At 59.2% G+C, this 13,952-nt stretch carries 12 protein-coding genes and 1 pseudogene; 5 read left to right on the forward strand and 8 right to left on the reverse strand.

All coding sequences use genetic code 11. The features are described from left to right. Window positions 1-34: 34 nt before the first annotated feature. Window positions 35-400 carry a DUF6124 family protein gene (locus tag BK670_RS03270; protein WP_123448584.1) on the forward strand — a complete coding sequence of 122 codons (366 nt, stop codon included), beginning with the start codon at window positions 35-37 and terminating at the stop codon, window positions 398-400. 534 nt (window positions 401-934) lie between these two features. After that, window positions 935-1,300 (forward strand): annotated as a pseudogene (locus BK670_RS03275) (DUF6124 family protein). Between the two features lie 808 nt (window positions 1,301-2,108). Here the strand turns inward: BK670_RS03275 and BK670_RS03285 are convergent. The 3 genes from BK670_RS03285 to inhA form a co-directional block, all read right to left on the reverse strand. Beyond that, a complete protein-coding gene (locus BK670_RS03285; protein WP_123448585.1) occupies window positions 2,109-3,674 on the reverse strand; it encodes a methyl-accepting chemotaxis protein in 1,566 nt (521 codons plus the stop codon). 102 nt (window positions 3,675-3,776) lie between these two features. Beyond that, a complete protein-coding gene (locus tag BK670_RS03290) occupies window positions 3,777-4,568 on the reverse strand; it encodes a CPBP family intramembrane glutamic endopeptidase (protein ID WP_123448586.1) in 792 nt (263 codons plus the stop codon). 234 nt (window positions 4,569-4,802) lie between these two features. Beyond that, a complete protein-coding gene (gene inhA, locus BK670_RS03295) occupies window positions 4,803-5,489 on the reverse strand; it encodes an isonitrile hydratase (RefSeq protein WP_123448587.1) in 687 nt (228 codons plus the stop codon). Between the two features lie 89 nt (window positions 5,490-5,578). Here inhA and BK670_RS03300 point away from each other — a divergent pair, with 89 nt between their 5' ends. After that, a complete protein-coding gene (locus BK670_RS03300; RefSeq protein ID WP_123448588.1) occupies window positions 5,579-6,562 on the forward strand; it encodes a GlxA family transcriptional regulator in 984 nt (327 codons plus the stop codon). Here BK670_RS03300 and BK670_RS03305 read toward each other — a convergent pair. From BK670_RS03305 to BK670_RS03325, 5 genes are all read right to left on the reverse strand, one after another. Then, window positions 6,531-7,433, reverse strand: coding sequence for an alpha/beta fold hydrolase (locus BK670_RS03305; RefSeq protein WP_123448589.1), 903 nt, complete (start codon window positions 7,431-7,433; stop codon window positions 6,531-6,533). The two genes, BK670_RS03300 and BK670_RS03305, sit on opposite strands and share 32 nt — an antisense overlap. A 31-nt stretch (window positions 7,434-7,464) precedes the next feature. Continuing rightward, window positions 7,465-8,202, reverse strand: coding sequence for a hypothetical protein (locus tag BK670_RS03310; RefSeq protein WP_148047001.1), 738 nt, complete (start codon window positions 8,200-8,202; stop codon window positions 7,465-7,467). An 88-nt stretch (window positions 8,203-8,290) separates the two neighbouring features. Then, window positions 8,291-8,689, reverse strand: coding sequence for a hypothetical protein (locus BK670_RS03315; RefSeq protein WP_123448591.1), 399 nt, complete (start codon window positions 8,687-8,689; stop codon window positions 8,291-8,293). Window positions 8,690-9,083: 394 nt separating this feature from the next. Further along, on the reverse strand, window positions 9,084-10,910 hold the full coding sequence (locus BK670_RS03320; protein ID WP_123448592.1) for a glycoside hydrolase family 15 protein: 1,827 nt from the start codon (window positions 10,908-10,910) through the stop codon (window positions 9,084-9,086). After that, a complete protein-coding gene (locus tag BK670_RS03325; RefSeq protein ID WP_123448593.1) occupies window positions 10,903-11,703 on the reverse strand; it encodes a glucose 1-dehydrogenase in 801 nt (266 codons plus the stop codon). Before BK670_RS03325 ends, BK670_RS03320 begins: the two co-directional genes overlap by 8 nt. A 260-nt stretch (window positions 11,704-11,963) precedes the next feature. Here BK670_RS03325 and BK670_RS03330 point away from each other — a divergent pair, with 260 nt between their 5' ends. Both BK670_RS03330 and BK670_RS03335 read left to right on the forward strand, forming a co-directional pair. Further along, a complete protein-coding gene (locus tag BK670_RS03330; protein WP_123448594.1) occupies window positions 11,964-13,136 on the forward strand; it encodes an MFS transporter in 1,173 nt (390 codons plus the stop codon). Window positions 13,137-13,214: 78 nt separating this feature from the next. Then, window positions 13,215-13,949 carry a thioesterase II family protein gene (locus BK670_RS03335; RefSeq protein WP_123448595.1) on the forward strand — a complete coding sequence of 245 codons (735 nt, stop codon included), beginning with the start codon at window positions 13,215-13,217 and terminating at the stop codon, window positions 13,947-13,949. Window positions 13,950-13,952 lie beyond the last annotated feature (3 nt).

Here is a 13,952-nt window from a genome sequence, read left to right on the forward strand (position 1 = left end):
ATGGCTCCCGTTTTTTCAAATTGGAGCTTTATCTATGTTCAAAATCACACCAAATCCACCACCCACAGACCCAATCCCACACGACCCCGCGCTCAGCCCGACAAAGGTCAAAGAAGCAACCGACCGCGCCCTCGACTACTACCTCAAACCCGAACACCTGGCGGCCCCGCCAAACTCGCCCAAGTTTCGCCCGGTCTATCTCGTCGACCCCACGCTGGATGAAGAAACCCTGCTGGTCGAGGCGAGCGAGTCGCTTTCTTACGCCCATGCCATGGCCGGCAACATCGCCAACTCAATCGGCGGCCCGGAGCGCAAACCGCTGCTGGCGCTGCAACAGGTGATCATGCTCAACGAACTGTTGGTCAATCGGTTGCTGGATAAACTGAAGCTGCCTCAGTAATTTCGCTGGCTGTTATGGCCTCTTCGCGAGCAGGCTCACTCCTACAGGGGACTGTGGTCGGGCACATAAATCTGTGATCACCACAGATCCAATGTAGGAGTGAGCCTGCTCGCGAAAGCGGTCTGACGAACAACATCAAAACAAAAGGTAGCTGCCCGCGTTTTCTGCCCGTAAACGCTTTCTCGCGATCACGTTTAAATCACACAACCCGTTACGCCACCGGACCTACAACACCTTGCGCCGTTACCTACGCGTACGCCAGAATCCGCCGGCTTACGCGGCTATGGGCCGGGCTATATCGTTTGCCTGTCACTGCAAATCAGTGATCGGGTTTGGTAGCCCGTCTGTAATAGTTGTGTGGCAACACCTTGTAGAGGCTCTTATAGAGGCTCCGCTTTATGGTGGTCATGCGTGGGGCTCACTCGTGAGCGCCGGGTTCCTATTGCAGCCGGTCTACCAACCCGCGTATGGCCACCACCCACTCGTTTGGTAGCGAGAGTGATGGCTCCTTAAACTGCGATAGGAGTTTCATCCATGTTCAAAATCACGCCAAACCCTCCAGCCACTGATCCAATCCCACACGACCCCGCGCTCAGCCCGCAAAAGATCAAAGAAGCAACCGACCGCGCCCTCGACTACTACCTCAAACCCGAAGACCTGGCGGCCCCGCCAAACTCACCCAAGTTTCGCCCGGTCTATCTCGTTGATCCCACGCTGGATGACGAAACCCTGCTGGTCGAGGCGAGCTAGTCGCTTTCATACGCCCACGCCATGGCCGGTAACATCGCCAACTCAATCGGCGGCCCGGAGCGCAAACCGCTGCTGGCGCTGCAACAGGTGATCATGCTCAACGAACTGTTGGTCAATCGGTTGCTGGATAAACTGAAGCTGCCTCAGTAATTTCGCTGGCTGTTATTGCCTCATCGCGAGCAGGCTCACTCCCACAAGGGATTGTCGTCGGACACATAATCTGTGACCACCGCATATCCAATGTAGGAGCGAGCCAGCTCGCGAAAGCGGTCTGCCAAGCACCATCACCTTCAGACAAGCAACAAAAAACCCGGAAGCTTTCGCCGTCCGGGCTTTGAAGATCAAAAGATCGCAGCCTTCGGCAGCTCCTACATTGGAATGCATGTTCCTGTAGGAGCTGCCGAAGGCTGCGATCTTTTTGATTTACTAGGTAATGGTTAGCCTGCCAGTGATCACAAATTTATCGAACACTTTCTGACCATCACGCGCAGCTTGTCGAACATCATGGAATGTCAGCTCATCACGAACTTTCTGTTTTGCGGGTTTTCGGGCGGGGGTTGTATTCATGCTGGCCGGTCTGCGTGGTTGAGTAGCGACCGGCAAACGATAGAGCCTGGCTTCATCAAGCACCAGTCGGCGCATTCTTGCGCAGTTGTAGGCAGTGTCTGCATTGCTTGAGTGAGATCGTCGTTGGCAGAGAAGTCCTCATCGCGAGCAGGCTCACTCCCACAGGGGATTGCCGTCGGACACATAATCTGTGATCACCACAGATCCAATGTAGGAGTGAGCCTGCTCGCGAAAGCGGTCTGCCAAGCACCATCACTTTCAGACAAGCAACAAAAAACCCGGAAGCTTTCGCCGTCCGGGCTTTGAAGATCAAAAGATCGCAGCCTTCGGCAACTCCTACATTGGAATGCATGTTCCTGTAGGAGCTGCCGAAGGCTGCGATCTTTTGCTTTTAGCGGTTAAACCGCTCCACCAACGAGTACTGTGTATTGGCAGTCTTGGTCAGCTCTTCACTCAGCAACGCCGAGTTATGCGCCTGTTCCGACGTCTGATCCGCCAGTTCCGAAATATTGCTGATGTTGCGGCTGATCTCTTCAGCCACCGCACTTTGCTCTTCCGTCGCCGCAGCAATCTGCGTGGTCATGTCGGTGATGTTGGCCACCGCTTCACTGATGCCGACCAACGCCTGATCCGCTTCCAGCACCCGCGCCACACCTTCTTCGGCCTGGCGATGCCCGGCTTCCATGGTCTGCACGGCACTCGAAGCTGTCTGCTGCAACTTGGCGATCAGGGCGTGAATCTGCCCGGTCGATTCGCTGGTGCGTTGCGCCAGTTGACGCACTTCGTCAGCCACCACGGCAAAGCCACGGCCCATCTCGCCGGCACGCGCGGCTTCGATCGCAGCGTTCAGAGCGAGCAGGTTGGTCTGGTCGGCGATGCCTTTGATCACGTCAACCACGCCGCCGATTTCGTCGCTGTCCTTGGCCAGTTGAGTGACGGTCAGGCCGGTTTCACCCACGACGACGGACAGACGCTGAATGGCTTCGCGGGTTTCCCCAGCGATGTCACGACCGCGACCGGTCAGGCGATTGGCTTCCTGAGTCGCGTCGGCGGTGCGCTGCACGTGGCTGGCGACTTCCTGGGTGGTCGCGGCCATCTGGTTGACGGCGGTGGCGACCTGTTCGGTTTCCACCCGCTGACGTTCCAGGCCGGTCGAGCTGCTGTGTGCCAGTCGGTCGGACTGCTTGGCCTGATCGGTCAAGTGTTCAGCAGTGTCCTGCAGACGGGTCAGGCAGGTTTTCAGGCGTGCTTCCTGGCTGAGGATCGACATTTCCAGACGCGCCTGGGCGCCACGGCTGTCGGTGTACATCTGCGCGATCAACGGATCGGACGTGGTCTGTTCGGCCAGGCGCAGCAGGCGCTTGAGCCCGCGTTGCTGCCATTGCAGGCCCAGCAGGCCCAGTGGCACCGACAAACCGGCCGCCAGGGCAAAGCCCCACTGTGAGTTCAGGGTCGCGCCGATCACGAAGCTCAACTGGCTCACCAGAATGAACGGCAGCCAGTCTTGCAACACCGGCAGCCATTTATCGCTGGAAGGGATCGCCGACTTGCCTTGGTTGATGCGTTGGTAGAGCGCTTCGGCACGGCGGATCTGTTCGGCGGTGGGTTTGATCCGCACCGACTCGTAACCGACTACCTGATTGCCTTCAAATACCGGTGTTACATAGGCGTTAACCCAGTAATGATCACCGGTCTTGCAGCGATTCTTGACAATGCCCATCCATGGCAAGCCTTGTTTCAGTGTGCCCCACATGTGCGAAAACACCGCTGCCGGGACGTCGGGGTGACGGACCAGGTTGTGCGGCGCACGGATCAGTTCCTCACGCGAAAACCCGCTGATTTCAACGAAAGCGTCGTTGCAGTAGGTGATCACGCCCTTGGCGTCGGTTGTGGAAATCAACCGCTGCTGAGCCGGGAAAGTCCGTTCGCGTTGTGTAATGGGCTGGTTGTTACGCATGGTTTTTCAATCCGCAAGGCTTTGAAAGGTTGTCGGCGGTGACAGCTTTTTATTGAAATTTTTTTTCAATAATCAGCACAGCGTCGCAAAACGGCGCTTGCTTCAGCCGGCGAGCATCGGATAAGTGAACAAGCCGAAATGCAGCAGGTTCAGCCCGAAATGCGTGGCGATCGCCGCGCCGAGCCCGCCAAAACGGTAGGCCAGACCATAGCCGACGCCCGCCAGACCTGCCAGCAACACCCACGTCCAGCCTGCACCGAGATGCGCCAGCCCAAACAATGATGAGGCCAGCAGCAGAGCAAGATTTTCGCCATAGGGCAGGTGCTTGAAACGCCGGCTCAGGCCACCTTGTATGTAGCCGCGAAACAGCGCTTCCTCGACCAAGGTCACCAGCAGCAGATTGTTCAGCACCCACAGCCATGCCTGATCCGGCCATTTTGGCGCCCAGGCAATCATGCCCAGCAACATCGCGCCGCCGAGGGCGAGGATCACGCTCAAGGTCAGGGCAATGGCGGTGGCGTAAACCGTCAGCCGTAACGAACGCCGCGCGACGATCCACGGACAGATCAGCAACAGCCAGAAACCAATCAGGGGTTTGTCCTGATTCAGGTACATCGAGAACGGCACAGCGTTGTCGGTGAAACGCTGCGGATCAATGCCCCGACCGTTGTAGAAACCCGGCAGCCAGTGCAGGGCAAGAGCCACGGCCAAAACGATGAACAGACCGTGACCCAGATAGCGCGCAAACGGCACTTGTTGCTGACGTACGGCGAAACCGGCGATCAATAAAAGCCCGACGGAAATCAGCGCGAGCCAGCCGAGTTGGCCGTAACTGAGCGCCCATCCGTAACCGAAGGTGAGAAGTGCCAGATAGAGCCATGGCAAAGCCTTCATTGAAAGTCCCTGTGCAAAATTTGTGGAAGGGCTTTCTACACGGGTGGGGGCGTGGGGACAAGTGAGGGTGAGGCGGGATGTGGGGACGGCACACAAGCCCGAGGCCTCACACAAAACCCATTGTGGGAGCGAGCCTGCTCGCGAAAGCGGTCGGTCAGACAACATTGATGTCGACTGATCCGCCGTCTTCGCGAGCAGGCTCGCTCCCACAGGGGATTTGTGTAGGGATTGGATCTAGTGCAAGTTGAGTTTCGCTGCCGCGCGCTCGGTAATTTCCGTGCGCAACTTCAGCGATGGCGCCGCCCGCAGACGAGCTTCATCGACAATCGCACCCGGCGCAGTCTCCGGGCTGCCCGAATTGAATGGCGGCGCCGGGGCATATTCCAATTGCAACTGGATCAGTTGCGCCGCGTCGACACCCACCAACTCTTCAGCCAACACCAAGGCAAAATCAATCCCCGCGGTGATCCCGCCGCCGGTAAACAGATTGCCGTCACGCACCACCCGATCCTTCACCGCGATCGCTCCCAGTGTCGGCAACAGATCGTGATAGGACCAGTGCGTGGTCGCTCGTTTGCCCTTCAGCAAACCCGCTGCGCCGAGCACCAGCGAGCCGGTGCACACCGATGTCACATACCGCGCCTGCGCGGCCTGACGCTTGATGAAGTCCAGCGTCACCTCGTCTTCCATCAACGCCCCGACGCCACCACCGCCGGGCACGCAGATCACATCCAGATCCGGGCAATCCTCGAACGTCGTAGTCGGTTTCAACAACAGACCAGTGCTGGCGGTGACTGGCATCAGATCCTTCCAGATCAGATGCACCTGCACGCCCGGCAACGAGGCGAGCACGTCGTACGGCCCGGTCAGGTCGAGTTGCTGAACCTGCGGAAACAACAGAAAACCGATCTGCAACGTCATCGTTCTTACTCCATGAAAAGGGGTGGACGGCTTCACTGTAGGCGCGTAGGTTCTGGCGCATACGCCAATCACCCCACGAATTACGCCAAATGCCCAAAGCCATCCACGTACTCGCGTTCGCCAACATGCAGATCCTCGACGTTACTGGCCCGTTGCAGGTGTTCGCCTCGGCCAACGACATCGCCCGCCAGCGCGGTTTGCCGATGCCTTATGCGCCGAGCGTGATCGCCAGCGGCGGCGGGGCGGTGATGTCGTCGGCGGGGCTGGCGGTGTTGGCCGAACCGTTGCCCGAAGCGCCCAGCGATACATTGATCATCGCTGGCGGCTGGGGCATTTATCCGGCGGCCGAAGATGTGCTGTTGGTGGATTGGGTGCGCGAGCATGCCGGCAAATGTCGGCGCGTGGCCTCGGTCTGCACCGGCGCGTTTCTGCTGGCGGCCAGTGGCTGGCTCGACGGCCGGCGCGTGGTTACTCACTGGACCCGCTGCGAGCAACTGGCGCAGCAGCATCCGAATTTGCACGTCGAGGCCAATCCGATTTTCATCAATGACGGCCCGGTGTGGACCTCGGCGGGGGTTACGGCCGGCATCGATCTGGCCTTGGCCATGGTTGAAGAGGACCTGGGCAGCGACATCGCTCTGGACGTCGCCCGCCATCTCGTGGTGTTCCTCAAACGCCCGGGTGGGCAATCGCAATTCAGCGTGACCCTGTCACTGCAGAATCAGGGCAACCGGTTTGATGAACTGCATGCGTGGATCGCCGAAAACCTGACCTGCGATCTTGGCGTGCCGACCCTCGCCGAGCAGGCTGGGATGAGCGAACGCAGTTTTGTCCGCCATTATCGCGCCGACACCGGCCAGACCCCGGCGCGGGCGATTGAGCTGATCCGCGTCGAAACCGCCCGGCGCTTGCTCAGTGATACTGGCCTGCCGGTGAAACGCATCGCCGCCAATTGCGGGTTTGGCAGTGAAGAAACGTTGCGGCGCAGTTTCCTGCGGGCGATTGGCGTGACGCCGCAGGCTTATCGGGAGCGGTTTTCGGTCAGCGCTGCAACAGATCCAGTAATGCCTTGAGGGTTTGTTCAGGAGCTTCCTCGGGAATGTTATGCCCGACGCCCGCCAGAACTCGCCGCTCATAAGGCCCGGTGAAGTGGTGCGCATCTTCGTCGTCATCCGACGCCGGGCCCACACCATCATCAGCACCGCACAGCGAAATCGTCGGAACGCTGATCGCTGGTTGTTTCTCGAGCGCCTGCTCCATCCCCTCCAGCGCCGGATCGCCCGGCGCATACATGAAGCGATGGCGATAAGAGTGAATCACCACCTCGACGAAATCCGGGTTATCGAACGCCGGCGCACTCAACGGATAACGCTCGGCGTTCCGCGCCCAGGTCGGCGACCACAACTGCCACAGCAACTCGCAAAGCACCCGACGATTCTGCGTCAGCCCTTCAACGCCACGAGGCGTGTGGAAGTAGTACTGATACCAGTAGCGATGCTCGCTCGCAGGATCCAGCGGGTGGATCGAATTCGGAATGTCCTGCAGGTTGTAGCCATCGCCCGTCACCAACCCGCGCACCCGCTCAGGAAACAGCGCCGCCACAATGCACGCCGCCCGACCACCCCAGTCATAACCGCACAACGTCGCTTGCTCGATACCCAGCGCATCCATCAGCTCCAGCAGATCCTGAGCCAGCGCCGCTTGCTGGCCGGAACGCAGCATGCCCGGGCTGTTGAAACAGGTCGGGCCGTAACCACGCAGATACGGCACGATTACCCGATAACCCTTGGCGGCGAGGGGCGGGGCGATTTCGTCGAAGGCGCGGGGGGAGTAGGGGAAACCGTGAAGGAGGATGACCGGCGCACCGTTTTCAGGGCCGTGATGCTCATAGGCTATGTGCAGACTGCTTGTTTGAACGATATCGAGCCGGAAAAAGCGATCCAAAGCGACCTCCTATCGGAAGGCAATAAACAGTTTAGAACTCAAAGTCAGCTATTTCCTGTAGCGCCTTCAAAGGCACAGCGTAATGTTTATGGTCTGTCTCAGACCAAACGTAACCTTCAAAAATGAAGCCAATCAAGAGTGGCTGACGACGTTTGGACTTCCAGAAGTCAAACAGGCTGAATACGGGCGCGCCGCTTATCCCACCTGCATCCTCCAAATGACGGATTGAGTTTTGCGCAAGCTCGTATCGTTCCTCGTCCATTCGGACAGAGAATTGATCATCTTCGACTGTTTCTACGGCTGCAAGGCAAGTTAATGCGGTAAGTCTCATACCTATATTGGCCAGCACTTCTTTCCAGCAACCGGGAAAGCCGGAATAGGCAACGAGATCCAGCTTCTGCGGTGGCTCTTGCGATACACCGGACTTTGGGTAGACAGGGAAACCAGTGCCTGCAACCTCGTCATCGGTCAGTAATGCAAAGCCGACGTCCTGAGTTTTTGAAAGTCGAATTCTATCTTTCAGGTTCTTTATGACTTTGCCTCTCATTCCCGCCTGAAAACGACCAGCATCCTTTAGTTCTAAGTAGCCTTCGAAAACGTGGGCTGAGGTAACAAGAACGGTGCCTCTTTGAGTTTCCAGCAGTAGTCCGGTTGCTGTCTGCGGTTTAGTTTTCTCGGCGTCAAAAACCAATAGAGGCACTGAGTATTTTTTAGCGATTTCTGATCCTTGATTTGAAATCTCATCAAGTATTTTTTCTGTGAGCTTCAATGTCTGTGCCTTGTGATTTATGGATTGAGTTGCAAAAGCACATATGTGCATTGCAGGAAAAAACCTTCTATGTTCTCGTGCTTTTTCTTTATGAAGCTATACCTTCCGCTTCGCCCACCTGATTGAAATACTTGCTGCGATCCGGCGTAAACGTCACCACCATTTTCGTCCGCGAGCAGGTCATGACCCGTTCGGCACCCAGATCAATATCCAGATCCTCCCCACGCAACCCCTGCCACTGGGCGAGGTATTTCAGCGATCCGTATTTTTCATTCTTCTTCAGGCTACGGCTGACGCCACCTTTCCAGCCCAGCACCGGCAGTTCATCGGCGCTGCAGCGTTGAGCGAGGTCGGGGAAGCGGGCGGCGCGCTGGCGGCCGATTTCCCAGCATTTGATCAGGCCTTTGTCGGCGGCTTCCCACAGTTCGTCGCGCTTGAGGCCCGTGCGCAGTGGGGTGTCGATCTGGCGGTGGATGCGTTGGCTCATTCTGGTTCCTTGAATTCGGGTTTTGTTGGACAGCTCCGCTGTGCCCGTTGCGATGGATGGTAGGGGCGGATGTAACAGCTGGCAACAGGGTATTTCCGGGTGTGACTGCGAGTTGCGGGGGAGGGATGTGGTGGGGGACGTTGAGCCGCTGTAGTCCGCAGGTGTGTTCGAACTGTGGCGAGGGAGCTTGCTCCCGCTCGGCTGCGCAGCAGACGCAAAGTCAGGCAACTCGGTGCTTCAGTGGGATTGGGGAGGCAGGTTTCAGGGCCGCTTCGCGACCCGGCGGGAGCAAGCTCCCTCGCCACAGGGGGTGGGAGTGAGCCTGCTTTTGCGTAGGTATCAGTCCTACAATTGGCTGTTGATACGGACTATTTCCTACAGATCTTGGCGACGATTACGGCTGCCAGTAACTCTTTTCCCCACTCAACTTGCGGTCGAGAAAACTTGCCGCGCTGATCAACGCCAGATGCGTCAAGGCCTGCGGGGTGTTGCCCAGATGCCGGCCATGGGCGTCGAACTCTTCGGCGTAAAGGCCCAGCGGATTGGCGTAGCGCAGCAGTTGTTCGAATTCCAGATGAGCTTTCTCCACTTGCCCGGCGCGGGCCAGGCATTCGACGTACCAGAACGAACAGGCGGCAAATGCGCCTTCGGTGCCGGCCAAACCATCAATGTTGGCGTCGTCGTTGCGATAGCGATAAACCATGCCGTCGCGCACCAGGGTCTTTTCGATGGCCTCAAGGGTCGACAACCAGCGCGGGTCCTTGGCGCTGACGAAGCGCACCAGAGGCATCAGTAACATCGAACCGTCCAGCGCGGTGCCGCCCTTGTACTGGACGAAGTGTCCGCGTTCTTCGTTCCAGAAGTTGTCCCAGATGTCGGCATAGATCGCCTGGCGGGTTTGGTCCCACTGCGCGAATGGCGCGGGCAGCGAGCGTTTTGAGGCCAGCCGAATGGCCCGGTCCAGCGCGACCCAGCACATCAGCCGCGAATGCAGAAAGTGGTGCTGCTCACCACGCATTTCCCAAATGCCTACGTCTTTGGTCTGCCACGTCTCACAGACTTGATCGACCACTTCGCGCACGTGTTTCCAGCCTTCGTGGGAAATCGCGTCACCATACTTGTTGACCAGATACACCGCGTCCATCAGTTCGCCGAAGATATCCAGCTGGATCTGCTCGTAGGCGCCATTGCCGATGCGCACCGGTTTTGCGCCGCCGTGGCCGGATAAGTTGGCAAGTTCGGTTTCCGGCAGTTCCTGACGGCCGTCGATGGCATAAAGAATGTTCAGTTTCATCGGTTGCCCGTGGCAGTCGCTGACCCGCCCGCGCAGCCAGCGCATGTAATCGTTGGCTTCGCTGACAAAACCCAGGCGCATGAACGCGTAGACCGTGAACGAGGCATCGCGGATCCAGGTGTAGCGGTAGTCCCAGTTGCGTTCGCCGCCCGGCGTTTCCGGCAGGCCGAAAGTAGCAGCGGCGAGAATCGCGCCGTGTTTGCGCGAGGTCAGGAGTTTTAACGCCAGTGCCGAGCGGTTGACCATTTCGCGCCAGCGCCCGCGGTAAATCGACTGACCGATCCAGTCGCGCCAGAACTTCAGTGTGCGTTCCATGCAGAACTCACCAGCCCCTTCAGCGAAGCGCGGATCGTCCGTGGCGCCGAGCATGAAGCCTGCGGTCTGATTCTGTTTCAGCGTGAAGTGCGCAACGGCGGCTTGGGCGTCAACCTGCATCGGTTGATCCGAGGCCAGGCGCAACGTCGGTTGCGCGCTGGCGCTGAACACTACGTCCTTTTGCTCCAACTGCGCGCGGGTGTCGGCACGGGCATAGTCGTGCCGCACGGCGCAGCGCATGTGGAAGGTCGCTTCGCCGCTGACTACCCGCACCCGGCGCATCAGCAACGGCAGATCATCCTCGCTGTCGCCCACGGGCAACATGTCGGTGATTTCCACCACGGCATATTCACTGAGCCAGCGGGTTTGCAGGACGTTGGTGTCGGGCAGGTAAATCTGCTCGCGTCGCGCATCGGGCAAGTCCGGCGTCAGTTGAAAAATCCCGGCGTCCGGCGAGTCCAGCAACGAACAGAAAATCGACGGGCTGTCGAACTCCGGCCAGCAGAAAAAATCCACACTGCCGCGATCATTGACCAGTGCCGCACTGCGCATGTCGCCGATGATGCCGTGGGCGTCGATCGGGCTTTGTCGTTCCAGGTGATGCTCAGCCATTGCCGCGAAACTCCGGATAGAGGCTCATGCCGCCGTCGATGAACAGGGTGGTGCCAACGATGTAATCGGAGGCGTCGGAGGCGAGAAAGACCACGGCGTTGGCGACGTCTTCAGCATCGCCGATACGTCCGTAGGGAATCAGGTCGAGCAGCTTTTCAGCGGCCGCGCCTTCGGTGGCGTCTTTGTTGATCGCCGTACGAATCGCCCCCGGCGCGATGCCGTTGATGCGAATGCGCTGCTGGCTGACTTCCTGCGCGAGGGTCTGCATCAACTGATCGACGCCACCCTTGGACGCGGCGTAATTGACGTGCCCGGCCCAGGGAATGCGCTGGTGCACCGAACTCATGTGGATGATCTTTCCGGCTGCGCGGGACACGCCTTCACGAATGCCTTGGCGAATGAAAATCCGCAGGGCGGCGCGGGCACAGAGGAACTGCCCGGTGAGGTTAACGCCGATCACCGCGTTCCAGTCGTCCAGGGTCATGTCCACAGCGGCGGCGTCTTTTTGCAGACCCGAGTTGGCCACCAGAATGTCCAGTGAGCCGAAGGCATCGAGGGTTTCGGCGAACAGCCGTTCAACCTCATCTTCCTTCGAGACATCGGCACCGATGGCGAGGGCTTGACCACCGTCAGCGATGATCTGCCGGGCCAATGCTTCGGCAGGTTCGGCCTGGCGGTTGTAGTTGATGACCACCGCAGCGCCGGCAGCAGCCAGGGCTTGGGCGGCCGCGTGGCCGATGCCGGAGCTGGCACCGGTGATCAGGGCTACTTGTCCGGTGAGGGAGATGTGCATGCAATGGCGCGCCTTGAGTGAGGGCTTACATAGCTGACCGGTTGCCAACAGTGAGAGTTCATTTGGCAGAAAGTCTGCGGTGATTTTGCTGACGCTTTCGCGAGCAGGCTCGCTCCCACACTGGATCAACGTCGTACATGAATCCTCCTGTGGGAGCGAGCCTGCTCGCGAAGGGCGTCTTCACATTCCACCAACAATTCCGCGCTTTCACAGCTTCGGGCGCTATGGCAACTTGGCGGCCCTTGATGAGGCTGCAGTCCATGGCAAACCCCTACCGCGAATTGTTCAACGCCCCCGGTGCACGAAATTTTGTGCTGGCCGGGATGATCGCGCGCATGCCGATCTCCATGACCGGTATCGGCGTGATCACCATGCTTTCGCAGCTGTACGGCGGCTATGCGTTGGCCGGTGCGGTGGCGGCGACGTTTGCCTTGGCCACGGCGTTTTGTGCGCCACAGGTTTCGCGGCTGGTTGATCGCTTTGGTCAGCGGCGCATTCTGCCGGTATCGGCATTGATCGGCGGTGGCGCGCTACTGATGTTGCTGCTTTGCACGCGTTTGCAGGCGCCGACCTGGACGTTGTTCATCTTCGCCGCGCTGGCCGGGTGCATGCCGAGCATGTCGGCGATGGTGCGAGCGCGCTGGACGGAAATCTATCGCGGCCAGCCGCAATTGCAGACGGCGTATGCGCTGGAGTCGGTACTCGATGAAGTCTGCTTTATTGTCGGTCCGCCGCTGTCGGTGGGGTTGTGCGTGGCAGTGTTTCCCGAAGCCGGGCCGATGGCGGCGTTATTGGCGCTGGCGATAGGTGTCACGGCGTTCGTGGCCCAGCGCAGCACTGAGCCGGCGGTGCATCCACAGGAGTCGCATCATCAGGGCTCAATCATTGCGTCAACGGATATTCAGCTACTGCTGGCGCTGATGATTGCCATGGGCATCATCGTCGGCGTGATTGATGTGGTCAGCGTTGCGTTTGCCCAGCAGCAAGGGCAGCCAGCGGCGGCGAGCATCGTCTTGTCGGTTTACGCCATCGGCTCGTGCCTGGCTGGTATCGCCTTCGGCGGCATGCGCTCGAAAGTGCCGTTGCCCCGCTTGTTTTTGTACGGTGGCGTGGCGACGGCGGTAACGACATTGCCGCTACTGCTGGCGAGCAATATCTTGGGCTTGTCGGTGGCGGTGTTTATCGCCGGGCTGTTCTTCGCGCCGACACTGATTGTGGCGATGGCGTTGATTGAGCGCATTGTGCCGCCGGCCAAACTGACTGAAGGCCTGACCTGGCTGGCGACCGGTTTGAGTATTGGCGTAGCGATTGGTGCAGCGGGGGCCGGGGCGCTGGTCGATGCCTTTGGTGCGCGCAGCGGGTTCTGGCTGGCGATTGCTGCCGGGGCTGTGGTGTTGGGCTCAGCGATACAGAGTTACCGCCACCTGAAATGACTGGATAGACGCGCGCGGGCTAATTTCTGCAGGGCCGCCTTCGTTCTTTTATACAGACAACTTTTCGAGGTAAGCCGGGTGACTCAGCTGACATTGCTGTGCCTTCCTTATTCGGGCGCCAGTGCCATGGTCTACAGCCGCTGGCGGCGCAAATTGCCGCAGTGGCTGACGCTGCAACCGGTAGAACTACCGGGTCGCGGCGCACGTTTTGGCGAAGCGCTGCAAACCGATATGCGGGCGCTGGCCCGTCAGTTGGCCAGCGAACTGCAAACGACCCTGCGCGCGCCTTATGCCATTTTCGGCCACAGCCTCGGCGCGCTGCTGGCCTGCGAGCTGGCCCATGCCTTGCGTGCCTTGGGCTTGCCGGAGCCGGTTGCGCTGTTCGCCTCCGGCACGGCGGCGCCAACGCTGCGCAGTGAGTATGACCGTGGCTTCGCCGAGCCTAAGAGCGATGCCGAACTGATCGAGCAACTGCGCACCTTGAATGGCACCAGCGAGGAAATTCTCGCCAACGCCGAACTGATGAGCCTGACCCTGCCGGTGCTGCGTGCCGACTTCTTGCTGTGCGGGCGTTTTCAGCCGATCCAGCGCCCACTGCTCAAATGCCCGGTGCATGTACTCGGCGGTACCACTGACCGCGCGACCACCGAGCAATTGATCGGCTGGAGCAAGGAAACCCTCGGCAGTTTCTCCGTGGACATGCTCGCTGGCGGTCATTTCTTCATCCATGAGCACGAAGCCAAAGTGCTGAAGGTGATCAAGGATCAACTGGAAGTGCACCATCGCCGGCACAGTTTGATGGCCGCTGTGTAGCGC

The sequence above is a fragment of the Pseudomonas fluorescens genome, from assembly GCF_003732425.1.
Taxonomy (GTDB): Bacteria; Pseudomonadota; Gammaproteobacteria; order Pseudomonadales; family Pseudomonadaceae; genus Aquipseudomonas; species Aquipseudomonas fluorescens_BE.

What these genes read in the sequence shown, in the direction of transcription:
- BK670_RS03270 (WP_123448584.1), top strand. Translation starts at nt 35, where the DNA reads ATGTTCAAAATCACACCAAATCCACCACCCACAGACCCAATCCCACAC.
- BK670_RS03285 (WP_123448585.1), bottom strand. Translation starts at nt 3,674, where the DNA reads ATGCGTAACAACCAGCCCATTACACAACGCGAACGGACTTTCCCGGCT.
- BK670_RS03290 (WP_123448586.1), bottom strand. Translation starts at nt 4,568, where the DNA reads ATGAAGGCTTTGCCATGGCTCTATCTGGCACTTCTCACCTTCGGTTAC.
- inhA (WP_123448587.1), bottom strand. Translation starts at nt 5,489, where the DNA reads ATGACGTTGCAGATCGGTTTTCTGTTGTTTCCGCAGGTTCAGCAACTC.
- BK670_RS03300 (WP_123448588.1), top strand. Translation starts at nt 5,579, where the DNA reads ATGCCCAAAGCCATCCACGTACTCGCGTTCGCCAACATGCAGATCCTC.
- BK670_RS03315 (WP_123448591.1), bottom strand. Translation starts at nt 8,689, where the DNA reads ATGAGCCAACGCATCCACCGCCAGATCGACACCCCACTGCGCACGGGC.
- BK670_RS03320 (WP_123448592.1), bottom strand. Translation starts at nt 10,910, where the DNA reads ATGGCTGAGCATCACCTGGAACGACAAAGCCCGATCGACGCCCACGGC.
- BK670_RS03325 (WP_123448593.1), bottom strand. Translation starts at nt 11,703, where the DNA reads ATGCACATCTCCCTCACCGGACAAGTAGCCCTGATCACCGGTGCCAGC.
- BK670_RS03330 (WP_123448594.1), top strand. Translation starts at nt 11,964, where the DNA reads ATGGCAAACCCCTACCGCGAATTGTTCAACGCCCCCGGTGCACGAAAT.